This is a genomic window from Spirillospora sp. NPDC029432, from assembly GCF_040703975.1.
Classification (GTDB): domain Bacteria; phylum Actinomycetota; class Actinomycetes; order Streptosporangiales; family Streptosporangiaceae; genus Spirillospora.
This window is the reverse complement of the sequence record NZ_JBEZWH010000026.1, coordinates 16,860-41,363: the sequence shown is the minus strand read 5'-3', so window position 1 is coordinate 41,363 and position 24,504 is coordinate 16,860. Positions and strand designations below refer to the sequence as shown.

The window sequence follows — 24,504 nt, the reverse complement described above, 5'->3', positions numbered from 1 at the left end:
GTGAGTGAGGTGGTTGAGCCGCGGCACGGGACGGCCGTGCCTGGGGCCGTGCGCGGGCGCGGGGAGGTCGGCGGGGGGCCGGTCGTCGCGCGGACGCGGGAGCAGCTCGCGGCGGCGCGGGCGGACGTGCGGGGCCGGCTGGCGCTGGTGCCGACCATGGGCGCGCTGCACGAGGGGCACCGGTCGCTGATCCGGTACGCGCGGGAGCGTGCGGACATGGTCGCGGTGAGCATCTTCGTCAACCCGCTGCAGTTCGGGCCGGACGAGGACTTCGACCGCTACCCGCGCACGCTGGACGAGGACCTGGCGGCGTGCGCGGCGGAGGGCGCCGACCTGGTGTTCGCGCCGTCGGGGTCGGTCATGTACCCGTCCCGGCCGCAGGTGACGATCGCGTCCGGCCCGATGGGCGAGGTGGTGGAGGGGGCCGCCCGGCCCGGCCACTTCGACGGGATGCTGACCGTCGTCATGAAGCTCTTCCAGCTCGTCCGGCCGGACGTGGCGGTCTTCGGCGAGAAGGACGCCCAGCAGCTGGCCATGATCCGCCGGATGGTGCTGGACCTGGACGTCCCGGTGGACGTGGTGGGCGCGCCGACCGTGCGGGAGCCGGACGGCCTGGCCCTGTCCAGCCGCAACCGCTACCTGTCGGACGAGGAACGGGTCACCGCGCTGTTCCTCTCCCGGGCGCTGCGGGCGGGGGAGGACGCCGTCCCGGCGGGACCCGCCGCGGTCGTCCGGGCCGCCCGCGATGTCCTGGACGGGGCCGCGGCCGCCGAGCCGCCGCTGGCCCTCGACTACCTGGTCCTGGTCGACCCGTCGACGTTCGGCGAGATCGACGACGCCCACTCGGGCCCGGCGGTGCTCGCCGTCGCGGGCCGGGTCGGCGCCACCCACCTGATCGACAACCTGCCCCTCCGGTTCTCGCCCAAGGAGTCCTGATGTTCCGGACGATGTTCAAGTCGAAGATCCACCGCGCCACCGTGACCCAGGCCGACCTGCACTACGTCGGGTCGCTGACGATCGACCAGGACCTGATGGACGCCGCCGACCTGCTGCCCGGCGAGCAGGTGCACGTGGTGGACATCGACAACGGCGCCCGGCTGGAGACGTACCTGATCGCGGGCGAGCGCGGCTCCGGCGTGATCGGCATCAACGGCGCCGCGGCCCGGCTGGTCCAGCCCGGCGACCTGGTGATCATCATCAGCTATGCCGCGATGACCGACGAGCAGGCCCGCGCGTTCGAGCCGAAGGTCGTGCACGTCGACCGGTCGAACTCGATCATCTCGGTCGGCGCCGACCTCGCCGAGCCCGTACCCGGCTCCCCGGACCTGCGCGGGGACCTGGCCCACCGCTGAACGGACCCCGCGCGACGCCCTCCTCAGGGGTTAATGTCAGAATGACGAGAATCAACCTCCTGAGGAGGGCGCCATGACGCCGCTGCCCGTACGGACCCTCGAAACCGACGTCGTCGTGATCGGCTCCGGCATCGCCGGGCTGAGCGTCGCCCTCCGGCACCGCCGGCACGGGCGGGTGCTGCTCGTCACCAAGGGCTTCCTGGACGAGGGCTCGACCCGCTGGGCGCAGGGCGGCATCGCGGCGGCGCTGGCGCCCGACGACACCCCCGAGGAGCACCTGGCCGACACGCTGACGGCCGGGGTCGGGCTCTGCGACGAGGCCGCCGTGCGCACGCTGGTCACCGAGGGGCCCGCGGCCGTCCGGCGGCTGATCGCGTACGGCACCGAGTTCGACCGGGACGAGGCGGGCGGCATCGCGCTGACCCGGGAGGGCGGCCACCACCGGCGGCGGATCGCGCACGCGGGCGGCGACGCCACCGGCACCGAGATCAGCCGTTCGCTGCTGGACGCGCTCAAGGACTCCGGTGTCCAGGTGTGCGAGCACGCGCTGGCGCTCGACCTGCTGAAGGACGCCGCGGGCCGGGCGGCGGGCGTCGTGCTGCACGCGTTCGGCGGCGGCCGGCCCGGCGAACAGGTCGAGGTGCGGGCGCGGGCCGTGGTCCTGGCCACCGGCGGCCTCGGGCAGGTGTACTCCGCCACCACCAACCCCGAGGTGTCGACCGGCGACGGCGTCGCGCTCGCGCTGCGGGCCGGGGCCGAGGTGAGCGATCTGGAGTTCGTCCAGTTCCACCCCACCGTGCTGTGGCTGGGGGAGGGCGCGACCGGGCAGCAGCCGCTGATCTCCGAGGCCGTCCGGGGCGAGGGCGCCCACCTGGTCGACGACGCGGGCGAGCGGTTCATGCTCGGCCGGCACGAGCTGGCCGAGCTGGCACCGCGCGACGTGGTCGCCAAGGGGATCATGAACCGGATGCGCGAGACCGGCGCGCCCCGCATGCTCCTGGACGCCCGCCACCTGGGCGCCCGCGGCTGGGAGCGCCGCTTCCCCACCATCCTGGCCGCCTGCCGCCACCACGGCATCGACCCGGTGACCGAGCCGATCCCGGTCGTCCCGGCGGCCCACTACGCCAGCGGCGGCGTCCGCACCGACCTGTACGGCCGCACGTCGGTGCCCGGCCTGTACGCGTGCGGCGAGGTCGCGTGCACGGGCGTCCACGGCGCCAACCGGCTGGCGTCCAACTCCCTCCTGGAGGGCCTGGTCTTCGCCGAGCGCATCGCCGAGGCCCTCGCCGCCGATACGGCCGCGCCGGGCGGCCCCGTTCCCGTCACGGCCCGCCCGCTGATCGACCCGGCCGCGCGCGGCGAGATCCAGCGGATCATGACGGCGCACGTCGGCGTCCTGCGCGACGCCGCCGGGCTCGCCGCCGCCGAGCGCGAGCTGGCCGCCCTGGCCGCCCGGACCGGGCCGGCCGGGCCGGAGGCGTGGGAGGCCGCCAACCTGCACACGGTCGCGACCGCGATCGTGGCCGCCGCGCGCCGCCGCGAGGAGACCCGCGGCAGCCACTGGCGGGAGGATTTCCCCGAACGCGACGACGCGGCCTGGGCCGGCCACCTGGTCACCAGGATGTCCGGCACGGCCCTGACCACCACCTACGTGCGGAAGGAGACCCCATGACCCCCGAACTGGAGGGGAGGCTGTGGGACGCCGGGCTGGATCCACAGGCTGTGGAGAACCTCGTCCGGGTCGCGCTGGCCGAGGACGGGGAGGCGGACGTCACCAGCGAGCCGATCTTCGGCCCCGGCGACGTCGCGAGCGGCGACTTCACCGCCCGCGAGGACGGCGTCGTGGCCGGCGTCCCGGTGGCCGGGGTGGTGTTCGAGCTGCTGGAGGTCGAGCACGCGGCCAAGGTCGCCGACGGCGACCGGGTGAGCAGGGGCCAGGTCCTGCTGACCGTCCACGGCCCCACCCGGGCCGTCCTGCGCGCCGAGCGCACCGCCCTGAACCTGGTCACCCACCTGTCCGGGATCGCCACCGAGACCCGCCGCTGGGCCGACGCGATCGCGGGCACCAAGGCCAGGGTCCGCGACACCCGCAAGACCCTCCCCGGCCTGCGCGAGCTGCAGAAGTACGCGGTGCGCCTCGGCGGCGGCGTCAACCACCGGATGGGCCTGCACGACGCCGCGCTGATCAAGGACAACCACATCGCCGCGGCCGGCTCGGTCACCGCCGCGTACCGGGCGATCCGCGCGATCTACCCGGTGCTGCACGTCCAGGTCGAGTGCGACACCCTCGACCAGGTGGACGAGGCGATCGCGGCCGGCGCCACCGCGCTCCTCCTTGACAACATGACCGACGCCGAGATGACCGAGGCGGTACGGCGCGTCGCCGGCCGCGCCGAGCTGGAGGCCAGCGGCGGCCTCACTCTCGACCGGGCCCGAGACGCGGCCGTGACCGGCGTCGACTACCTTGCAGTAGGCGCGCTGACACATTCGGCGCGCGTGTTCGACATCGGCCTTGACTTCTCCTGACCAGCGGGGACCTGATGCTGCTCACCATCGACGTCGGTAACACCCACACCGTCCTCGGCCTGTTCGAGGGCGAGGAGGTGATCGAGCACTGGAGGATCAACACCGACCCGCGGCGCACCGCCGACGAGATCGCGGTGGTCCTCCAGGGGCTCGTCCAGCAGAGCCCCCTGCTGGCCGAGACCGACATCAGCGGCATCGCGCTGTGCTCGACCGTCCCGTCCGTCCTGCACGAGATGCGGGAGATGTGCCGCCGCTACTACGGCGACGTCCAGGCGGTGATCGTCGAGCCCGGCGTGAAGACCGGCGTCCCGGTCCGGATGGACAACCCCAAGGAGGTCGGCGCCGACCGCATCGTGAACGCGCTGGCCGCCGTGCACCTGCACGGCGGCCCCGCGATCGTGGTCGACTTCGGCACCGCCACCACGTTCGACGCGGTGTCGGCCAAGGGCGAGTACGTCGGCGGCGCCATCGCCCCCGGCATCGAGATCTCGATAGACGCCCTGTCGTCCCGCGGTGCCCAGCTGCACAAGATCGAGCTGGTCCGCCCCCGCAACGTGATCGCCAAGAACACCGTCGAGGCCCTCCAGTCCGGCATCATCTTCGGCTTCGCCGGCCAGGTCGACGGCATCGTCGAGCGCATGTCGGAGGAGCTGTCCGCCGAGCCCGACGAGGTCAAGGTCCTCGCCACCGGCGGCCTGGCCCCGCTGGTCCTGGAGGAGTCCCGCAGCATCGACGTCTTCGAGCCCTGGCTCACCCTCGTCGGCCTCCGCCTGATCTACCAGCGGAACACCCCCTGAATAACCGACGCGAGCGGTGGCGGCCGGTCGATAGCCTGGACGGCGTGAGTGACGAGACCTACGACGATCTTCCGGAGCAGATGCGGGTGCGCCGGGAGAAGCTCGACCGGCTCCGCGAGAGCGGGATCGACCCGTACCCGGTGACCTTCCCCCGCACGGCGACCATCGCCGAGGTGCGGGAGAAATACCCCGAGCTTGAGCCGGGCACCGAGACGGGCGAGAAAGCCGGCGTCACCGGTCGCGTCATGCTGATCCGCAACACCGGCAAGCTGTGCTTCGCCACGCTCCGGGACGGTTCGGGCGACCTGCAGGTCATGCTCTCGCTCGCGAACGTCGGGCAGGAGCAGCTGGACTTCTGGAAGCGCGAGGTGGACCTCGGCGACCACGTGGGCGTCGAGGGCGAGATCATCACGTCCCGGCGGGGCGAGCTGTCGATCATGGCGGACTCGTTCGCGATCACGTCCAAGTGCCTGCGGCCGCTGCCGGAGAAGCACGCGGGGCTGACCGACCCGGAGGCCCGGGTCCGGCAGCGGTACGTGGACCTGATCGTCAACGACGAGGCCCGCGAGATGGCGCGGATCCGCAGCGCCACAGTGCGGGCGGTCCGCGACTTCTGGCACGAGGAGGGGTACCTCGAGGTCGAGACCCCGATGCTGCAGCCGATCCACGGCGGCGCGGCGGCCCGGCCGTTCCAGACGCACATCAACGCGTACGGCATGGACCTGTACCTGCGGATCGCGATCGAGCTGTACCTCAAGCGGCTGGTCGTGGGCGGCATCGAGAAGGTCTTCGAGATCAACCGGAACTTCCGGAACGAGGGCGCCGACTCCACGCACAACCCCGAGTTCACGATGCTCGAGGCGTACGGGACGTACCTCGACTACAACGACATGGCCGACCTGACGCAGCGGATGTACCAGAAGGCGGTCGTGGCCGCGCTGGGCACCACGGTGGTCGTCAACGACGGCCGCGAGGTCGACCTGGGGCGGGCCGAGTGGCCGCGGATCACCCTGTACGGGGCGGTCTCGGAGGCGCTCGGCGAGGAGGTCACCCCGCACACGCCGCTGGAGGACGTGCGCAAGCACGCCGACGGGCGCGGGATCCAGTACGACCCGAAGTGGGGCCAGGGCAAGCTCGTCCAGGAGATCTTCGAGGAGCTGGTCGAGCACACGCTGGTCCAGCCGACGTTCGTGATGGACTACCCGCTGGAGACCTCGCCGCTGACGCGCCAGCACCGCGAGGAGCCGCTGCTCACCGAGAAGTGGGACCTCATCGGGTTCGGCACCGAGCTGGGCACCGCGTACTCGGAGCTGGTCGACCCGGTCGAGCAGCGGCGCCGGCTGACGGAGCAGTCGCTGCTGGCCGCCGGGGGCGACCCGGAGGCGATGCAGCTGGACGAGGACTTCCTGCGGGCGCTGGAGTACGCGATGCCGCCGACCGGCGGGATGGGCGCCGGGATCGACCGGATGATCATGGCGTTCACCGGCAAGAACATCCGCGAGACGATCCTGTTCCCGCTCGTCAAGCCGGAGTGACGGCGGCGGGAGGGCCGGAACGGCCCCGTAGGACGAGATCGTCCCGATAAGTAAGCGGGGCCCCGGTCAGGGTGTTTCGCTCTGGAAAAGCCGTCTGAGGGCCGCCTGGGCCTCTTCCGCGCGGCGGGAGAGGCCCAGGCGATCCGGGGCTGGGAAGACTCCCGGATCGCGGTTCGCTTCAGGTGGACTCGCGGACGATCAGCTCGGGGGTCAGGATCACCTGCCGGTGCAGGTGCGACTCGCCCTCGCCGTACTCGGCCAGCGCCAGCTCGGCGGCCTCCTCGCCGACCGCCAGCCGCGGCTGCCGGATGGTCGTCAGCGGCACGGCGGAGCTGCTGGCCAGCTCGATGTCGTCGTAGCCGACCACGGCGACGTCCTCGGGGACCCGCACGCCGCGCCGCAGCAGCTCGTTCGTCAGCCCTATCGCGAGCAGGTCGTTGGCGCAGAACACCCCGTCCGGCACCGGCGACAGCGCCAGCAGCCGCTCGGCGGCGGCCCGGCCGGCGGTCGGCGACAGCGCCTCCTGTGTCAGCGTGTACAGCTCCCCGCCGCCGGCCTTGGCCAGCGACCGGGCCGCGCCCTCGCCGCGCTCCACGACCGGCAGCGGCTGCGGGCGGCCGGTCACGAAGGCCAGCCGCTCGCGGCCCCGCTCGATCAGGTGCGCGGCCGCGATGTCGCCGCCGGCGACATGGTCGACCTGCACCGAGCACATCTCGGGCGCGGCATGGTCGATCAGCACCACGGCCACGCCGGCCGCGCGCAGCCGCTCGATCCCGACGGCGTCCAGCCCGATCGGGACGATCAGCGCCCCGGCGGCCTGGTGCTCCACCAGGAGGTCGAGCCCGCGCCGCTCCTTGTCGGCCGACCAGTCGCTGCTGAGCCACAGCGCGTCGTGCCCGGCCTCGTTGAGCGTCAGCTCGGCGCCGCGGGCGACGTCGGTCGCGTACGGGTTGGTGAGGTCCTCCACGACGATGCCGAACGCCCGGGGGCGCGGCGGTGCCGAACGGCGATCCGAGCCCGCCCGCCCGGGGCCCTGGCGGAGCCTGCGAGCCGACTCGTTCCGGACGAAACCGAGCTCCTGGATCGCCGCGCGAACGCGGTCACGGGTGGCTTCGGCCACGAGGTCTGGCCGGTTTAGGACATTCGAAACCGTCCCAACTGAAACTCCGGCTCGCCTCGCGACCTCGCGGATGCTGGTCTGTGGCAACTCACTCCTCGTCGGCCCCGGGGTCTGTTTTCGCAGGTTATCGAGTTTCCCGCCGGTAACCCCCCAGTGACGGGTCACAGCATGCACGTATACGCGTACACATAGTGCCTAACCGGCGCTTGACGGGCCGGATCCGGCCGCCTAGCGTTCCGAGCCGAAGCGTAGCTTGAAACGATTCACGATCTTCGTTCAACGGCCGGAACGAAGATGTCGGGCGATCGGTCGAGAGGGGACGGGTGCGGATGGCTGGCGATCGGGACCCGTCTCTGGCAAGGCGCTCTCCTTCCCAGCGGGGTCGCCGTCCACGTCCTCGTGGGCGCGCCCTCCGCACCCTGGGGTGCGTTTCCGTTCGGTTGGCCAACGTGTGCATCGTCACCCGGAGTTCCCCGGTGGCGCCCGGCAACGGGCCCATCGGCCACCTCCGGCCAAGTGACCGTTTCGAAGCGAGATCCGATGATCAACGTCCGGAGAGCCCGGACCCGGCAACCAACGCGTACAGATCGAGGCCTACCCGTGCCTGTGTAGCGAACGGCTGCATCCCCGCGGTCATCACCACGGACGAGGGAGGACGGAGTGGAACAGGCCACACTCGCACGTCGTGTCACCGACGATTCGCGACTGAACGAGGAGGAGATCCGCCTGCTCGCGCAGATCGCCAGCGGTGTCACAGCCGATGTGGCGGCACGCAAGCTGGAGTTGAGCGCCCGGACCTTGCGGCGCCGGCTGCGGACCATCTGCGACCGGCTCGAGGTCAACACCCCTATCGAGGCCGTTGTGTGGGCGGCCCGTAGGCAGCTCATCTAGGGGCCGCCTCCTTCGGGAGCGTCCCGCTCCGCCCGCCTGGAGGGAAGCGGGTGGAACATGAACCGAACCGAAACCGAGGACTCCGTCCCCCCGTTGCGGCGGCGCCGTCCCCTGGCAGGCGCGTTCTGCGAGGCGTCGCCGCGGACGTTGTTCCCCTGACCCCCTGGGCTAAGGCCCCCCGCCGAAACACCCCCGCGAGCTCCCGCGCCGGGCCGGGGTCCGTTCAGGCGACCCGTACCGCGCCGGCGAACGGGCGGCCCCCGATCGGGGCGATCTTCACCACGTCGCCCGTCTGCGGCGCGTGCAGCATCTTGCCGCCGCCCACGTACATGCCCACGTGGTGCAGGTCGTTGTAGAAGAACACCAGGTCGCCCGGCTGCATCTGGTCGCGCGAGATGTGCGTTCCGGCGTTCCACTGGCTGCCGGTGTAGTGCGGCAGGCTGATGCCGACCTTCCCGTACGCCCACATGATCAGGCCGGAGCAGTCGAAGCTGTTGGGTCCGGCCGCGCCCCACACGTAGGGGCGGCCGATCTTGCCCATTGCCAGCCGCAGCGCCTGGGCGGCCTTGCCGGTGCCGACGACGGGGAGCTTGGCGAGCTGCGTGGGGTCCTTCTTGACGAGCCTGCCGCGGACCTTCTCGTAGAGCGTGGTGACCTTCTCGCGCTGCTTGTCCAGGTCGCCGCGCAGCTTCTCGACCTGCTTGGAACGGTCCTCGGCGGACTTGCGGGCGCGCTGGGCGGCCTGCATGGCCTTCAGCATGCTCGCGGCGCGGGTGCCGTCCTGCTCGGCGAAGTAGCGCAGCGTCGCGGCCTGGTCGAGCATCGCCTGCGGGTCCTGCGCGGCCAGGAACGAGACGGTCGGGTCGGTGCCGCCCTGCATGTAGCTGGTCGCGGCCAGGCTGCCGACCTTCTCCCGGACGCCCCGCAGCGACTCCTCCTGCCGCTTGGCGTTGTCGGTGGCGACCTTGGCCGCCCGCTGCGACTGCTGGAGCTTGACCCGCAGGCCGTTGTACTGCTCGGTGAGCCGCTCCAGCTGGTCGGCCAGCTTGTGCGCCTCGGCCTGGAGCTCCTTGGTGGACGGCTCGGGGTCGGCGTGCGCCGGGACGGCCAGGACGGCCGGGACGGTCACGAGCGAGGCGGCGACGGCCGCGGCGAGGGCGCCCGCGCGGGCCGTGCCCGGGCGGGCGAGGCCCGTCCGGGAGCGGCGCGGAAGGGATCCAGGACGCGGTGACTCCACCGGGTTCTCCTTTCCTCGTCCACCTGCCGGGACGGCCGAACGGGAGCGGGCCGCCGCGGACTCTGGGGACCGGACGCGCACCGGCCGCGGTCGCTGACGCCGCTCGGCCGATGCCAGCGCAGGACACTAACGGAGTCGGAACCCGATGCCAACCAGAACCCCGGAAATCACAGGAGAAACACGGGGATTTGCGAAGTGTGTCGGCATGTATCCAGTCGTTATTGCTGTGTTTTGGGTCACTTTGTGGCACAGCACGCGAACGCTGAGTCGAAGGTCCGGCCGTCACCTCCTATAACGTGGGTTGTTTGTGGAAGTCGTGATCAGGCGTGCCCGTACCGCCGACGTTCAGGAGATCGGCCGGCTCGTCGGCCTGTACGCGGGTTCGGGGCGCCGCCTGCTCAGGAAGACGACCGTCAAGCTCTTCGAGGACGTCCAGGAGTTCTGGGTGGCCGAGGAGCGGGCCACCGGCGCGATCGTCGGCTGCGGCGCCCTGCACGTGATGTGGGAGGACCTGGCCGAGGTGCGCTCGGTCGCGGTCGACCCCGCCAGGCTGGGGCACGGGATCGGACACAAGATCGTGGCCCGGCTGCTGGACACGGCGCGCGAACTGGGCGTGGAAAGGGTGTTCTGTCTTACCTTCGAGGTGGACTTCTTCGCCCGCCACGGGTTCCGCCCGATCCTGGGGACCCCCGTCTCCCCCGAGGTGTACGAAGAACTCCTCCGTTCCTACGACGAAGGCGTGGCAGAGTTCCTGGACCTCGACAGGGTCAAGCCGAATACCTTGGGCAATACCCGGATGTTGCTTCGCCTGGAGGACTGACCGATGAGTAGATCCCCCCGCCGCGGCAGGTCGTACCCGCCGCCGGGCCGGCAGCCTCAGGGGCCCGGCTCGTACGGGCCGCCGCCTCCCTACCAGGGCTCGCAGTGGCAGCAGCCGCAGCAGCCGGCGCCGCAGTGGCAGAACCAGGCGCCGCCGCCGCAGCAGCAGAACTGGCAGCAGCAGACCCCCGGCCAGTACGACCAGGGCTACGACTACTACGGCGGCGGCGGGTACGACGACGTCGCCGAGGCCGCGAGCCTGCCGCTGGCGCCGATCATGCGGCGGGCGGGCGCGCGGCTGATCGACAACGCGCTCGTCGCGGTGTTCGGGTTCGCGCTCGTCCTGCCGGTCGCGATCGGGACGATCGGCCTGGGCAGCGCCGGCAGCAAGACCGACACCGAGGGCGGCGTCTGGAACTGGCCCATCATCTTCACGCTGTTCGCGGTCATGTCCGTGCTGCCGTTCATCTACGAGGCGGTGCAGCTCTCCATGTGGGGGCGCACCATCGGCAAGCGCGTGACGCACCTGGGCGTCGTCCAGGTACGGCCCGCGGGCGACGCCGTGACGACGACGCAGGCCGTATGGCGCGCCGGGATCGTCCATGTGGCGTACCAGCTCGGCATCTTCTTCTTCCTGGTGCTGGCCGTGATGGTGTGGGAGTACTTCGCGTACGGCGTGCTCCTGGTCGCCATCGGCGTCGTCATGGCGCACCTGTGGGCGATCTGGGACCAGCCTCTGCACCAGTCCGTGCACGACCGCTTCGCGGGCACGCTGGTGATCGACGAGCGGGTCGAGTACACCGAGTACGAGGAGTAAGGGCGCGGTATGGCGGCGGCGGATCAGGCACCGAAGTCCGGCCCGCTTCCCGAGGAGGAGCCCGGGTACCCCGAAGGAGGGCCCGGGCTTCCTCATGCGGCCGCCGGGCGGCCGGAGCCGGGACGGGACGGGCCGGAGCCGCCGGAGGAGGGTCCGGGGCCGGAAGGACCGGAGAAGCGGGCTCAGGGGCGGGCTCAGGAGCCTGCCGAGGCGCCGCCGGGGCCGGCGGGGACGGTCCTGGCGGAGCCGGGACAGCGGCTGCTGGCCCGGATCGTCGACACCCTCGTGGTGGGGCTGCCCGTCGTCGTGGTCGTCCGGGAAGTGGTCCCGCGAACCGATGTCGATGTGGCCGCACCGCCCGCCGTGGCGGCGTTCCTGCTCTTGTACGAGTGGATTCAACTCGCCCTGTGGGGCCGCACTCTGGGCAAGAGGTTCGCCGGTATCCAAGTCGTACGAGAAGACATAGGCGCCGCGCCAGAAGACATAGAGGCCTCAACAGAAGTGGATCCCGGCGCGGAACCGGGACTAAGACGGCGGGATCGTCTCGGGACGGCCCGTTCCCTGCTGCGGACGGCGCTCTATGCGCTTCCTATTGGCGTACGGCCAGTGCCCGTGCTGGGGCTGATCGCCGGTCTCTTCTGGGTGGGGAACGCGGCTCTGATGTACGAGGGCGGCGCGCGCCGGGCGTTGCACGACCGCCTTGCCGGCACCGCGGTCGTGAAGCGCGGGGCGCGCTGAGCGGCTCCGGGCTTGTGTAACGACATTGAGGACTTATCCGCTGTTATCGGTATGCAGTAGAGTCGCCCGCGCCGTACCCGACTACGGAGCACTTCCGGCCCGTGACCGCGCGGCGGCAACGGATTTCGGCGGCGCCGCTCCGGACGGTATCCATGTACGGTCCCCGCCGGGCCGGTGCGGGCGCGGACCGGGCTCGCCGGGGATGATCGCCATGCCCGTCCGGGCGGCGCGGCCTGCCGTTCATTCAGCCGAGACGGCATGGTTAGTGCCGTTACGTCAGGGTTAATCGATGGCCGCGGGGTGGGTGATGCCGTCCCGGTTAAGGTGGTCACCGGCCGAATTACGCGGCCGGCCGCCCGGGGCCGGGAAACCGGTCCAATGCAAGATCGACCACCCTGGTCAGCGGCCGCGAGGTGACCTCGGTCACCCCGAAATCCGGGCGCGGGCCCGCGGCGGGACAAAATAGATACACCGTCCCGCCGCCCGCGCGGGCTCGCGTCCTGAGGCGGCGCGTATCGCCCCTTGCCGCCGCGTATCGCCCGCGCGGCGGATTCCGCGGGGTGCTGATTACGCGGCGTTACCCCGGGGGAAGCTAGTTCAGCGCGAGTGTTGAATTGTCATCGGCAAGGATCGCGGTATATCTTTGTCAACCGAATGCAGTTTGCTCCAGCTGAAAGGTCTGTCCCCATGGCACAGAAGGTTCAGGTGCTTCTCGTCGACGACCTCGACGGTGGCGAGGCGGACGAGACCGTAGCGTTCTCGATCGACGGCGCCTCCTACGAGATCGACCTCAGTAGCGCCAACGCAAAGAAGCTGCGGGATTCTCTGCAGCCGTTCGTGGAGAAGTCCCGCAAGGCCGGCGCCACCACCCGTCGCCGTCGCCAGCGCGGCGCCTCCAGCCGCGAGCGCAGCGCCGAGATCCGTGCCTGGGCCAAGGACCATGGCATCAAGGTCAATGAGCGCGGCCGCATCCCGGCCAATGTGATCGAGAAGTACGAGGCCGCCCACTGAGACGCCTCGCCCGTGACCGGCCCGTCTCCCTTGAGGGAGAACGGGCCGTTCGCTTGTGGCGTAGCGAAAGGTGGGTTGTACCGGCCCGAGCGAGGTAGACAGGTTCTCATCGGCGATCCCCCGGTGCCGGTGTGGTCCATGTGACGAGGCGTGAACCACCTGCGGAAAGGCGCCCGTTCGCTCGCGGCGTAGCGGGAACATGACGCCCCGGGGCGGTAGTTGGATGAGACTGAACAGCGCTTAGCTGGGGAACGTCTCCTGGTGGGAGTGACCGGGCGGCCTCCTCGGGGCGGGCTAGTTTGACTTAGGTGCCAGCACCTGCGGAAGGACAGGTTCGGACATCCCGGACTCTGCCCAACCGCTCTGTGAGGAGCGACGAGATGTTCGAAAGGTTCACCGACCGTGCGCGGCGGGTTGTCGTCCTGGCTCAGGAAGAGGCCAGGATGCTCAACCACAACTACATCGGTACCGAGCACATCCTCCTTGGCCTGATCCACGAGGGCGAGGGTGTTGCCGCCAAGGCGCTGGAGAGCCTGGGGATCAGCCTGGAGGCGGTCCGCCAGCAGGTCGAGGAGATCATCGGCCAGGGCCAGCAGGCGCCGTCGGGACACATCCCGTTCACCCCGCGTGCCAAGAAGGTGCTGGAGCTGTCGCTGCGCGAGGCGTTGCAGCTGGGCCACAACTACATCGGCACCGAGCACATCCTCCTTGGGCTCATCCGTGAGGGCGAGGGTGTGGCGGCGCAGGTGCTGGTGAAGCTGGGCGCCGACCTCAACCGGGTCCGCCAGCAGGTCATCCAGTTGCTGCACGGCTACCAGGGCAAGGAGCCGGCCGCCTCGGGCGGGCCGGCCGAGTCCACGCCGTCCACCTCCCTCGTGCTCGACCAGTTCGGCCGCAACCTGACGCAGGCGGCCCGGGAGGGCAAGCTCGACCCGGTCATCGGCCGGGACAAGGAGATCGAGCGGGTCATGCAGGTGCTGTCCCGCCGTACCAAGAACAACCCGGTCCTCGTGGGCGAGCCCGGCGTCGGCAAGACCGCCGTCGTCGAGGGCCTGTCCCAGAAGATCGTCAAGGGCGAGGTGCCCGAGACCCTCAAGGACAAGCAGCTCTACACCCTCGACCTCGGCGCCCTGGTCGCCGGGTCGCGGTACCGCGGTGACTTCGAGGAGCGGCTGAAGAAGGTCCTCAAGGAGATCCGCACCCGCGGCGACATCATCCTGTTCATCGACGAGCTGCACACGCTCGTCGGCGCGGGCGCCGCCGAGGGCGCGATCGACGCCGCCAGCATCCTCAAGCCGATGCTGGCCCGCGGCGAGCTGCAGACGATCGGCGCGACGACGCTGGACGAGTACCGCAAGCACCTGGAGAAGGACGCGGCGCTGGAGCGGCGCTTCCAGCCGATCCAGGTGGCCGAGCCGTCGCTGAGCCACACGATCGAGATCCTCAAGGGCCTGCGGGACCGCTACGAGGCGCACCACCGGGTGTCGATCACGGACGCGGCACTGGTGGCGGCGGCGCAGCTGGCCGACCGCTACATCAGCGACCGGTTCCTGCCCGACAAGGCGATCGACCTGATCGACGAGGCCGGGTCGCGGATGCGGATCCGCCGGATGACCGCACCGCCGGACCTGCGCGAGTACGACGAGAAGATCGCCGACGTCCGCCGCGAGAAGGAATCGGCGATCGACGCGCAGGACTTCGAGAAGGCCGCGGCCCTCCGCGACTCCGAGAAGCAGCTCCTGGGCCAGAAGGCGCAGCGGGAGAAGGAGTGGAAGGCCGGCGACATGGACGTCGTGGCCGAGGTGGACGAGGAGCTCATCGCCGAGGTCCTGGCCACCGCCACCGGCATCCCGGTCTTCAAGCTCACCGAAGAGGAGAGCGCCCGCCTGCTCCGCATGGAGGACGAGCTCCACAAGCGCGTCATCGGCCAGGAGGACGCCATCAAGGCGCTGTCCCAGTCGATCCGGCGTACCCGCGCCGGCCTGAAGGACCCGAAGCGTCCCGGCGGCTCGTTCATCTTCGCCGGCCCGTCGGGTGTCGGTAAGACCGAGCTGTCGAAGACCCTCGCGGAGTTCCTGTTCGGGGACGAGGACGCACTGATCCAGCTGGACATGTCCGAGTTCATGGAGAAGCACACCGTCTCGCGGCTGTTCGGCTCCCCGCCCGGCTACGTCGGGTACGAGGAGGGCGGCCAGCTCACCGAGAAGGTCCGCCGCAAGCCGTTCTCCGTGGTCCTCTTCGACGAGATCGAGAAGGCCCACCCGGACATCTTCAACTCGCTGCTCCAGATCCTGGAGGACGGTCGCCTGACCGACGCCCAGGGCCGGGTCGTGGACTTCAAGAACACGGTCATCATCATGACCACCAACCTCGGCACCCGGGACATCTCCAAGGGCCAGTCGCTGGGCTTCACCCGCGCCAACGACGAGCAGGGCTCGTACGACCGGATGAAGTCCAAGGTCAACGAGGAGCTCAAGCAGCACTTCCGGCCGGAGTTCCTGAACCGTGTCGACGACACGGTGGTGTTCCACCAGCTGACGCCGAAGGAGATCATCCAGATCGTGGATCTGATGATCGCCAAGGTGGACGAGCGGCTGAAGGACCGCGACATGGGGATCGAGCTGCGGCAGGAGGCCAAGGACCTGCTGGCCGAGCGGGGCTACGACCCCGTGCTGGGGGCGCGGCCGCTGCGCCGCACCATCCAGCGCGAGATCGAGGACCAGCTGTCGGAGAAGATCCTCTACAACGAGGTCAAGTCCGGACAGATCGTCATCGTCGGCACCCAGGGCTCGGGCGAGGACGCCAAGTTCACCTTCAAGGGCGTGCCGAAGCCGTCCACCGTGCCGGACAGCCCGCCGCCGATCGAGGGCGCGGTCAACTTCAACAAGGACTGACAAGGACCGACAAGGACTGACCCGCCTGCGCGGCTGAGCGCCTGTGAGAAGGGCCCGTACCACTGCGGTACGGGCCCTTCCCATGTCCGGGGTCAGGCGCGGGCGAGCCAGGCGTCGATCTCCGCGTGGATCCGCGCCTTCGTGTCCGGGGGAGCGAAGGACGCGTCCACCCCGGCCCGCGCCAGCCCGGCGAGCACGGCGTCGTCGTAGCCGAACGCGTCCCGGACGAGCGCGTACTCCGCCGCCAGCGGGATCCCGGTCATGCAGGGGATGTCGGTGTTCAGCGTGACGGCGAGCCCTTCCTCGCGGAGGCGCTGGAACGGATGCTCCGCCATGGAAGGGGCGAAGCCGAGGGCGACGTTCGAGGACGGGCACACCTCGAGCGGGATGCGCCGGTCCCGCACCTCGGCGACCAGGTCCGGATCGTCCAGGACGCGGATGCCGTGGCCGAGCCGCTCCGTGCGGCCGTCCGTGATGGCCTGGCGGATGCTGGCGGCGCCCTCCGCCTCGCCCGCGTGGTGGACGACGTGCAGGCCGCTCTCGCGCGCCGCCGCGAAGACCTCCGTGAACGGTTCGCCGGGGAACGCCTCGTCCCCCGCGAGCCCGATCGCCACGACCTCCTCGTACCGCAGGCCCAGGTCGAGGGTGCGGCGGGCGCGTTCCACGGAGCGCCGACGGGAGTGGTCGAGGATCACCCGGCAGTCGATGCCGAAGTCCTCGCGTCCCCGGGCGAGCCCTTCGAGTACGGCGTCCAGCGGCATCCGGAGGTCGCCGAGCCGTTCGCCGTGCCCGGCGGCCGTGAACGAGACCTCGGCGTAGCGGGTGCCCTGCGCGGCCTCGTCCTCGCAGTATTCGTAGGCGATGCGGCGGAAGTCGTCCGCTTTCTGGAGGCAGGCCCGGACGAGGTCGTTCTGCACGAAGAAGTCGGCGAAGCCCCCGAACGCGTGGCCGGCCGCCAGATGCTCGGGGACCTCGACGCCGTTGGCGTGCCCGATCTCCGCGAGGGTCGGCCACCGCACGGTGCTTTCCAGATGGACGTGGAGATGGGCCTTGGGCAGGCCGAGCAGATCGCGCACCGGGCAACGCTAGCCACCGCGTACGCGCCCGTTCCACCCGATTTCTCGCCGCCCGGACGGCCGGGGGTCAGGCGGGCAGGGCGTAGCGGCCGTCGTCCAGCGGGTCGACCAGGCCGTCGCTGATCAGGGCGTCGAGGGCGCGCTCGCGCTGGACGGCGTCCGCCCAGACCACGTCCAGCAGCGGCTTCTCCACCGGGCCGGCGGCGTCGCGGAGAACGGCCAGGAGGCGGCCGCGGCACTGCCGGTCGGTCCCCGCGTAGGTCTGGCCGCGCCGGGGCGGGCCCGAGTAGGCGGGGCGGCCGGCGTCCTGCCAGGCGCACCGGTCGAGGACCGGGCAGTCCGCGCAGCGGGGCGAGCGGGCCGTGCAGACCAGCGCGCCCAGCTCCATGACCGCGACCGACCAGCGCGCGGCCGTGGGCGGGTCGAGCGGCAGGAGGGACTCGGCCAGCCTGACCTCGGCCCGCGTCTGGGACTTCGGCGGGTACTCCTCGCCCGTGCAGAGCCGGGCCAGGACGCGGCGCACGTTCGTGTCCAGGACGGCGTGCCGCTGCCGGTAGGCGAAGCTGGCGACCGCGGCGGCGGTGTACGCGCCGATGCCGGGCAGGGCGAGCAGATCCTCGTGGGACTCGGGGACGCGCCCGCCGTGCCGCTCCACGATCGCTCTGGCGCTCTCGTGGAGCCGCAGGGCGCGCCGCGGGTATCCGAGCCGCCCCCAGGCCCGTACGGCCTCTCCGGACGCCTCGGCGGCGAGCGCGGCGGGTTCCGGCCAGCGTTCCAGCCACGCGTGCCAGACGGGCAGGACGCGGGCGACGGGCGTCTGCTGGAGCATGATCTCGCTGACCAGTACGCCCCAGGGGGAGGCGTCCGGGGCGCGCCAGGGGAGGTCCCGGGCGTTCGCGTCGTACCAGTCGAGGATCGGGTCGGTGTACGGGGAGTCCATGGTCGGCCGCCATTCTGGCATGGGCGGGGCAAGGGCGAGGCATGGAAGTGGTAGGGACTTCCCCCGCGGGTGCCCCGCGCGGCGGGTCGGCATGGCAACGGACGTCAAAGATCGCATACTGAGCGTATGGATTCGGGTACCCGGAGTAATGAGCTGGACGCCGAGCGGTACTGGCGGCGGCGCGCGGTCGCGCTCGCCGGGATCCTGACGGCGGTCGGCCTGCTGGCCTGGGCGTGCGGCGCCGGCGGCGGGCACGGCGGCGTGGCGGGCAGCCCGGCGTCCCCGCCGCCGGGACCGCCGATCCCGGCGGCCGCGCCGACCGTCACCGTGACGGCGACGCCGTCCCGGCCGCGCGGGTCCGGGTCCGCGTCCGCGAGGCGCGGGTGGGGCGGCGGGTGCGATCCCGAGGCCGTGACCGTGACGATGACGACCGTGAGCGCCTCCTACGGCGCCGGGCGGAAGCCGCGGTTCCGGGTGATCGCGGTGAGCACGGGGGCGCGGCCGTGCCGGTTCGACGTCGGGCCGGGCGGGCTGGAGATCCGGGTCACCTCGGGCCGCGACAAGGTCTGGTCGTCGGCGGCCTGCGCCCGCGGCTCCGGCTCCCGCGTCCGTACGCTCCGGAAGGGCGTCCCGTACGTCACCGTCGTCACCTGGGACCGCAGGCGCGCCGCCGAGGGCTGCGAGGGGCCCCGCCCGGCCGCCCGGCCCGGCACCTACGTGGCCACGATCGACGCGGCGAACGTCAAGAGCCCTGCGCAGGTCTTCCTGCTGCGGGCGTGAGACCTACCCGTCCGCCCGGTACGGCGGACCGCGCCGGCGGGTGAATACGGTCCGGGCGAAAACCGGGCGACCAGGCCCCGGTCAGACGGAGCGTCAGACGTAGCGTTCGAGGATCGACGACTCGGCCAGCCGGGACAGGCCCTCGCGGACGCTGCGGGCCCGGGACTCGCCCACGCCGCCGACGCCCTGGAGGTCGTCGATGCTGGCGGCCAGCAGCTTCTGCAGGCCGCCGAAGTGCTCCACCAGCCGCTCGACCACGAGCCCGGGCAGCCGGGGGACCTTGGCGAGCAGCCGGTAGCCCTTGGGGCTGACCGGCAGGTCGAGCGCGTCCGGCCCGGCGAAGCCCATGACCTCGGCCACCGTGGACAGGTCGAGCAGCTCGTTCGCCGACAGCAGGTCGAGATCGTTCAGCACGGCGTCGAAGCCGCGCTCGCGGGCGTCCTGCGACGGGTAGTCGCGGACGATCAGCTCCCGGTCGACGTCGACGCCGGAGACCAGCTCGTCCAGCTGGAGCGACAGCAGCCGGCCGTCGGTGCCCAGCTCGACGACGTACCCCTCGATCTCGTCGGCGATCCGGCGGACCATCTCCAGCCGCTGCACGACCGCGCTGACGTCCCGCACGGTCACCAGGTCCTCGATCTCCAGGGCGGAGAGCGTGCCGGAGACCTCGTCGAGCCGCAGCTTGTAGCGTTCGAGCGTGGCCAGCGCCTGGTTGGCCTTGGACAGGATGGCCGCCGAGTCCTCCAGGACGTAGCGGATGCCGTCGAGGTAGAGCGCGATGATGTGCATCGACTGGCTCACCGAGATGACCGGGTAGCCGGTCTGGCGGGCGACCCGCTCGGCGGTGCGGTGCCGGGTGCCCGACTCCTCGGTGGGGATGGTGGAGTCCGGTACGAGGTGGACGGCGGCCCGGACGATCCGCGCGTGGTCGCCGTCGAGGACGATCGCGCCGTCCATCTTGGCGAGCTCGCGCAGCCGTGTGGCGGAGAACTCCACGTCGAGCTCGAAGCCGCCGGAGCAGAGCTCCTCGACGAGCTTGTCGTAGCCGAGCACGATCAGCCCGCCGGTGTGTCCCCGCAGGATCCGTTCCAGCCCGTCGCGGATCGCCGTGCCCGGGGCGACCGCGGCGAGCGTGGCGCGGCGTCGTTCGTCATGACCCTTGTCGTGTGCTGGCACCTGGCCCCCGGAGGTCGCTGGACGGCGTCAGTTTACCGAGAGGCTGCCCTTCGCGGGTTCCCCACCTGGCCATAAGCGTGAGCCGTGTGACGCGAGAGTCTGCCGGGACGCCTGTTAGGGGGCCGTAAAGGCCACCTGGAGCGCCTGACTCAAACTGTCCACTTCCATCACTTTCATCCCTTCGTAGCTGCTCAGCTGCGGGTCGGCGCGCTTGAGCGGCGAGCCGTCGCCCAGCTCCAGCGAACCGCGCGGCACGACGGCGTACTTGAACCCGAGCCGGGTCGCCTCGGCCAGCCGGCGCTGCACGCCCGGGACGATCCGCACCTCGCCCGCCAGCCCGACCTCGCCCAGCGCGATCAGGCTGCTCGACAGCGACTGCTCCACCGTCGACCCGGCCACGGCCAGGGCCAGCGCGAGGTCCACGGAGGTCTCCGACAGCCGGACGCCGCCGACGGTGGAGACGTACACGTCCTGCTCGTGCATGGAGATCTTGCACCGCTGCGCCAGCACGGCCAGCACCATCGCGACGCGGGAGGTGTCGAGGCCGGACGAGGCGCGCCGGGGCGACGGCAGGTGCGACTTGGCGACCAGCGCCTGGACCTCGGCGACCAGCGGGCGGCGGCCCTCCAGCGTCACGGTCACGCACGTGCCGGGGACGGGCTCCTCGCGGCGGGTCAGGAACAGCCCGCTGGGGTCGGGCAGCCCCACGATGCCGACCTCGGACAGGTCGAAGCAGCCCAGCTCGTCGGTGGGGCCGTAGCGGTTCTTCACGGCGCGGATCATCCGCAGCCGGCTGTGCCGGTCGCCTTCGAAGTAGAGGACGACGTCGACCAGGTGCTCCAGCAGCCGCGGCCCGGCGATCGCGCCCTCCTTGGTGACGTGCCCGACCAGGACGACGGTGATGCCGCGCTCCTTGGCCACCCGGATGAGGTTGGCGGCGACCTCGCGGATCTGCGTCACCCCGCCGGGCGCGCCGTCGGCCTCGGACGTGCCGATCGTCTGGATGGAGTCGACCACCATCAGGACGGGCTCGACGTCCTCGACATGCCCGAGCACGGCCGACAGTTCGGTCTCGGCGGCCAGGTAGAGGTCGTCGGTGATCGCCCCGACCCGGTCGGCCCGCAGCCGGACCTGCTCGGCCGACTCCTCCCCGGTGATGTAGAGCACCGGCCGCCGCCCGCCCGCCGCGCCGTCGCCGCTCGCGGCGCCACCCGCCGAGGCGCCGCGGGCGCGCGCGGGACCGTCGCCGTTCGGGGAGGGCACCCCGGAGCCGCGGCCTTCCGAGGGCGCGGCGCCGTTCCCGTTGGCCGCCGCGGCGGCGTCGGGCGGCGCGGCCCCGTGCGGGGTGGAGGCGAGGGCGGCGACCTCCAGCAGCAGCGTGGACTTGCCGATGCCGGGCTCGCCGGCCAGCAGGACGACGGCGCCCGGCACCATCCCGCCGCCCAGCACGCGGTCGAGCTCGTCCAGCCCGGTCGGCCTGGTCTGCGAGGAGCGGACGTCGACCTGCCCGATCGGCCGCGCCGGGGAGCTGACCGGGCCGGCCGCCACGACCCGGGCCGGGGTGGCCGAGCCGGCCTCGGAGACCGAGCCCCAGACCTGGCACTCGCCGCAGCGCCCGACCCATTTGGAGGTCTGCCAGCCGCACTCGGTGCAGCGGTAGGTCGGCTTCGCCGTCTTCGCCTTCGCCATGCGTCGAAGCGTAGAGGCCGCCCCCGACAGTCTCCCGGGATGTGACGTTGCTTACTTTTGCCCGCCGGGCCGGACGGGCGCGGTGCTGACCGTACGTGACGGGTCAGGCCGCCGGGATCGCCTTGCGGGCGCGTTCGATCAGGTCGCCGAGGTGGTCGGAGACGATGCCGGGGCGCTCCATCATGGCCATGTGCCCGGCGGCCGGAACGATCTCCAGCCGGCCGGACGGCACGCACTCGGAGATCTTGAGGCTGTGCGCGACCGGGGTGAGCAGGTCCCGCTCGGCCCCGATGACCAGCGTGTCGGCCGCGCCGAGGGCGGTGCAGTCGCTGATCACCTCGGTCGTGACCATCGAGTGCAGGAAGCCGAGGAACGCGTCCATCCGGGTGTCGGCCATCATCTGCTCGGCGAACGCGACCGCGTGCGGGCCGGCCTCGGGACCGAACGCGACCATGTCCTCCATCAGCATCGAGCCCGTACGGCCCAGGTGGCGCACCTTCTCGATGGCGGGGGAGCCGGCGCCCGCGGCCCGCAGCGCGCGCGGCAGGACCCGCTGGGTGAGGCGCGCCATCGCGGCCGGGAGCCCCAGCGTGACCTGCCCGAGCCCGCCGGAGGACGTGCACAGCAGCCCGGCGGCGAGCACCTTGCGGCCGATCAGCTCCGGGTTCTCGTCGGCGTACCGCATGATCGTCATGCCGCCCATCGAGTGCCCGACCAGCACCACCGGCGTCTCCGCCGGAACGGTCTGGTCGATCACCGCGGCGAGGTCGGCGGCCAGCCGGTCCAGCGCGTACCCGGCGCGCTCGCCGCCCTGGGAGCGGCCGTGCCCGCGCTGGTCCCAGAAGACGAGCCGGCCGAGGCCGCGCAGCGCCTTGCGCTGGAAGTGCCAGGAGTCCTGGGTGAGCGTCCAGCCGTGGCAGAAGACGACCGCCAGGTCGGTGCGGTCCGCGCCGTCGACCTCGGCGTACAAGCGGGTGCCGTCGCTCGCCTGCACCGGTACGGGACGCCCGCGCAGCGTGCCGAACGGCTCGCCCGCGAACGGGTCGGGGCGCAGCTGGAGCCGCCGGACGGCGCGCCGCTGCACGGCCAGCCCGGCGCCGGCCGCGCCCGCGCCGAGCGCGGTGGCGGTGAGGCCGGCGGTGAGGATGGTACGGCTCGTCCTGGCGGCATGGCCCATGCTGGTGGCCCTCCTCTTCCGGCCGGTACGCCCGCGGCGATGCCCCGAGGCGTCCGGGATGTCGGTGGCGGACCATTCTCGGTCAATCACCCAGAAAAGGCACGCGCCGCCCCCGCCGGAACCGCTCGCGGGAACGTCAGCGGTGGCGCCACCAGAGGTTGACGGCGTAGTCGACCTCGGTGCCCTCGTGCTCGCGCAGCGCGGCCTCGGCCAGCTCGGGCGGGAACTCGATGTTCAGCACGGCGGCCAGGTCGGCGCGGTTCCCGAACGACCAGCGGATCGTCAGGGCCTCGCGCTGGAACCCGTGCCGCGCCCAGAACCGCTCGACGGCGCCCGGATCGTACGAGGGCAGGCCGCGCCGGAACCAGCCGCCGAACGTGGACCGGGTGGCGTCGTTGTCGATGATGAAGATCGTGCCGCCGCGCCGGACGACCCGGTCGAGCTCGGCCAGCCCGGGCTCGCAGCCGGGCCCGAAGAAGTAGGCCCAGCGGACGTGCACGACGTCGATCGAGGCGTCCGGAAGCGGCAGCGCCTGCGCCGCCCCCACCCGGACGGTGACGTTCGGGACGTCGCGGACGCGGTGCCGGGCCGCGGCGGCGAGCCCCGAATGCGGCTCGACCCCGACCACCCGGGCCGCCTCGCGGGCGAAGAACGGCAGGTGGAAGCCCGTTCCGCAGCCCAGGTCGAGCACCGTCGCCCCGGTCCACGGGCGGATCGCGCGCATCGCCGAGTCGAGCGTCCCGTCCGGGTCGACGGCCCGGTTCTCGATCTCGTACACGCGCGGCGAGTTCCAGATGTTCGGGCTCGGTACGGCCCCGGGTGCGATCTCGGCCACGGAGACCCAGGGTAGTCAAGGCCGCGGGCAAGAAATCAGGATCCGTGCCGCCCGCGGGTTTCACCGGGCCTCCGGGCGCATAGGCTTTCCGTTGCGTGCGCCCCGCCGGGCGGGGCAGGGTGCCGGAAGGCCCTGCCCAACGGAGCCCGCGATGAAGTCCGCTGAGCCGATCACTTTGGCGAGGGAGCCTTGACCCCGCAGCACAACGGCGCCGCAGCCCCGGCCGTCCGGGTCCCGGACGCGCCGGTCACGCTGTCCACGGCGTCGGTCTATCCGGAGAAGGTGCCGAGCGCCTTCGAGATCGCCGCGCTGCTCGGGTACGACGGCGTCGAGGTCATGGTCTCGACCGACGCCTCCTCGCAGGACCTGAACGTGCTGCGGCGCCTGTCCGACTACCACCAGGTCCCGATCAAGTCGATCCACGCGCCCTGCCTGCTGCTCACTCAGCGGGTCTGGGGCCGCGAGCCCTGGGGCAAGCTCGTGAAATCCAAGGACGTCGCCGAGGAGCTGGGCGCGGACGTCGTGGTCGTCCATCCGCCGTTCCGCTGGCAGCGCGAGTACGCCCGGGAGTTCGTCGAGGGCCTGGCCCGCATGCAGGAGGAGACCGACGTCCTGTTCGCGGTGGAGAACATGTTCCCGCTCAAGGCGCGCGGCGCCGAGGCCGGCATGTACCTGCCCGACTGGAACCCGGTCGACCAGGACTACCCGTTCGTGACGCTCGACCTGTCCCACACGGCCGTGTCCGGCTCCGACGCGCTCGGCATGGCCGGGGCGCTCGGCGACCGGCTGCGGCACGTGCACCTGGCCGACGGCGTCGGGATCACCAACAAGGACGAGCACCTGGTGCCCGGCCGGGGCAACCAGCCGTGCGGGCCGATGCTGGAGCGGCTGGCCGAGAACGGCTACCGCGGCCACATCTGCCTGGAGGTCAACACCCGCCGCGCCGCCAGCCGGGCGGAGCGGATGGAGGACCTCGCCGAGGCGCTGGCCTTCGCCCGCCTGCACCTGGCCGCCGCCGAGGGCGCCGTACCGCGGGCCTGGGAGGTCACGCCGGGCGGTGAGGTCTCGCCGCGGGGCCTGCTGTGAGCGGGACG

Annotated in this window: 20 protein-coding genes and 1 pseudogene; 13 read left to right on the top strand and 8 right to left on the bottom strand. The window is 71.8% G+C overall.

Annotation, left to right across the window (positions count from 1 at the left end; all coding sequences use genetic code 11):
• Nucleotides 1–48 precede the first annotated feature (48 nt).
• From panC to lysX, 5 genes and pseudogenes are all read left to right on the top strand, one after another.
• A complete protein-coding gene (gene panC / locus AB0881_RS21440; protein WP_366619208.1) occupies nucleotides 49–936 on the top strand; it encodes a pantoate--beta-alanine ligase in 888 nt (295 codons plus the stop codon).
• Entirely contained in the window at nucleotides 936–1,352 is a 417-nt protein-coding gene (panD, locus tag AB0881_RS21435; RefSeq protein ID WP_366619095.1) for an aspartate 1-decarboxylase, read from the top strand. Before panC ends, panD begins: the two co-directional genes overlap by 1 nt.
• 73 nt (nucleotides 1,353–1,425) lie before the next feature.
• Nucleotides 1,426–3,878 (top strand): annotated as a pseudogene (locus tag AB0881_RS21430) (L-aspartate oxidase).
• Between the two features lie 14 nt (nucleotides 3,879–3,892).
• Complete coding sequence (locus tag AB0881_RS21425) at nucleotides 3,893–4,675, top strand: type III pantothenate kinase (RefSeq protein ID WP_366619093.1); 783 nt, start codon at nucleotides 3,893–3,895, stop codon at nucleotides 4,673–4,675.
• Between the two features lie 44 nt (nucleotides 4,676–4,719).
• On the top strand, nucleotides 4,720–6,210 hold the full coding sequence (gene lysX, locus AB0881_RS21420; RefSeq protein ID WP_366619091.1) for a bifunctional lysylphosphatidylglycerol synthetase/lysine--tRNA ligase LysX: 1,491 nt from the start codon (nucleotides 4,720–4,722) through the stop codon (nucleotides 6,208–6,210).
• Between the two features lie 178 nt (nucleotides 6,211–6,388).
• On the opposite strand, the gene AB0881_RS21415 is transcribed toward lysX, so the two are convergent.
• Nucleotides 6,389–7,495: a LacI family DNA-binding transcriptional regulator gene (locus AB0881_RS21415; protein ID WP_366619089.1), complete on the bottom strand. Its 1,107-nt coding sequence runs from the start codon at nucleotides 7,493–7,495 to the stop codon at nucleotides 6,389–6,391.
• A 495-nt stretch (nucleotides 7,496–7,990) separates the two neighbouring features.
• On the opposite strand from AB0881_RS21415, the gene AB0881_RS21410 reads away from it, so the two are divergent.
• Nucleotides 7,991–8,221 (top strand): LuxR family transcriptional regulator, encoded by a 231-nt coding sequence (locus AB0881_RS21410; RefSeq protein WP_366619087.1) that lies wholly within the window; start codon nucleotides 7,991–7,993, stop codon nucleotides 8,219–8,221.
• 223 nt (nucleotides 8,222–8,444) lie between these two features.
• Here AB0881_RS21410 and AB0881_RS21405 read toward each other — a convergent pair whose 3' ends face one another.
• Nucleotides 8,445–9,458: an NlpC/P60 family protein gene (locus tag AB0881_RS21405; protein WP_366619085.1), complete on the bottom strand. Its 1,014-nt coding sequence runs from the start codon at nucleotides 9,456–9,458 to the stop codon at nucleotides 8,445–8,447.
• Nucleotides 9,459–9,759: 301 nt separating this feature from the next.
• Between AB0881_RS21405 and AB0881_RS21400 the strand changes: the two genes are divergently transcribed.
• From AB0881_RS21400 to AB0881_RS21380, 5 genes are all read left to right on the top strand, one after another.
• Nucleotides 9,760–10,278, top strand: coding sequence for an amino-acid N-acetyltransferase (locus tag AB0881_RS21400; RefSeq protein WP_366619083.1), 519 nt, complete (start codon nucleotides 9,760–9,762; stop codon nucleotides 10,276–10,278).
• A 3-nt stretch (nucleotides 10,279–10,281) separates the two neighbouring features.
• Nucleotides 10,282–11,094 (top strand): RDD family protein, encoded by an 813-nt coding sequence (locus tag AB0881_RS21395; RefSeq protein ID WP_366619081.1) that lies wholly within the window; start codon nucleotides 10,282–10,284, stop codon nucleotides 11,092–11,094.
• A gap of 237 nt (nucleotides 11,095–11,331) precedes the next feature.
• Complete coding sequence (locus tag AB0881_RS21390) at nucleotides 11,332–11,832, top strand: RDD family protein (protein ID WP_366619207.1); 501 nt, start codon at nucleotides 11,332–11,334, stop codon at nucleotides 11,830–11,832.
• A gap of 687 nt (nucleotides 11,833–12,519) precedes the next feature.
• Nucleotides 12,520–12,843, top strand: a complete 324-nt coding sequence (locus AB0881_RS21385; RefSeq protein WP_197009256.1) for an Lsr2 family protein — start codon at nucleotides 12,520–12,522, stop codon at nucleotides 12,841–12,843.
• Between the two features lie 380 nt (nucleotides 12,844–13,223).
• Nucleotides 13,224–15,737, top strand: coding sequence for an ATP-dependent Clp protease ATP-binding subunit (locus AB0881_RS21380; RefSeq protein WP_366619079.1), 2,514 nt, complete (start codon nucleotides 13,224–13,226; stop codon nucleotides 15,735–15,737).
• 92 nt (nucleotides 15,738–15,829) lie between these two features.
• On the opposite strand, the gene add is transcribed toward AB0881_RS21380, so the two are convergent.
• The gene (gene add / locus AB0881_RS21375; protein WP_366619078.1) at nucleotides 15,830–16,813 is read right to left on the bottom strand and encodes an adenosine deaminase; all 984 of its coding nucleotides are present in this window, start codon (nucleotides 16,811–16,813) and stop codon (nucleotides 15,830–15,832) included.
• Nucleotides 16,814–16,880: 67 nt separating this feature from the next.
• Nucleotides 16,881–17,753 (bottom strand): A/G-specific adenine glycosylase, encoded by an 873-nt coding sequence (locus AB0881_RS21370; RefSeq protein WP_366619076.1) that lies wholly within the window; start codon nucleotides 17,751–17,753, stop codon nucleotides 16,881–16,883.
• 126 nt (nucleotides 17,754–17,879) lie between these two features.
• Here AB0881_RS21370 and AB0881_RS21365 point away from each other — a divergent pair, with 126 nt between their 5' ends.
• Nucleotides 17,880–18,533 (top strand): hypothetical protein, encoded by a 654-nt coding sequence (locus AB0881_RS21365; RefSeq protein ID WP_366619074.1) that lies wholly within the window; start codon nucleotides 17,880–17,882, stop codon nucleotides 18,531–18,533.
• Nucleotides 18,534–18,626: 93 nt separating this feature from the next.
• On the opposite strand, the gene disA is transcribed toward AB0881_RS21365, so the two are convergent.
• From disA to AB0881_RS21345, 4 genes are all read right to left on the bottom strand, one after another.
• A complete protein-coding gene (disA, locus tag AB0881_RS21360; RefSeq protein ID WP_366619072.1) occupies nucleotides 18,627–19,709 on the bottom strand; it encodes a DNA integrity scanning diadenylate cyclase DisA in 1,083 nt (360 codons plus the stop codon).
• Nucleotides 19,710–19,823: 114 nt separating this feature from the next.
• Nucleotides 19,824–21,398, bottom strand: coding sequence for an AAA family ATPase (locus tag AB0881_RS21355; RefSeq protein WP_366619070.1), 1,575 nt, complete (start codon nucleotides 21,396–21,398; stop codon nucleotides 19,824–19,826).
• A gap of 103 nt (nucleotides 21,399–21,501) precedes the next feature.
• A complete protein-coding gene (locus AB0881_RS21350; protein WP_366619068.1) occupies nucleotides 21,502–22,575 on the bottom strand; it encodes an alpha/beta hydrolase in 1,074 nt (357 codons plus the stop codon).
• 136 nt (nucleotides 22,576–22,711) lie between these two features.
• On the bottom strand, nucleotides 22,712–23,410 hold the full coding sequence (locus tag AB0881_RS21345) for a class I SAM-dependent methyltransferase (protein ID WP_366619066.1): 699 nt from the start codon (nucleotides 23,408–23,410) through the stop codon (nucleotides 22,712–22,714).
• A 189-nt stretch (nucleotides 23,411–23,599) separates the two neighbouring features.
• Here AB0881_RS21345 and AB0881_RS21340 point away from each other — a divergent pair, with 189 nt between their 5' ends.
• On the top strand, nucleotides 23,600–24,496 hold the full coding sequence (locus tag AB0881_RS21340) for a sugar phosphate isomerase/epimerase (RefSeq protein ID WP_366619064.1): 897 nt from the start codon (nucleotides 23,600–23,602) through the stop codon (nucleotides 24,494–24,496).
• Nucleotides 24,497–24,504 lie beyond the last annotated feature (8 nt).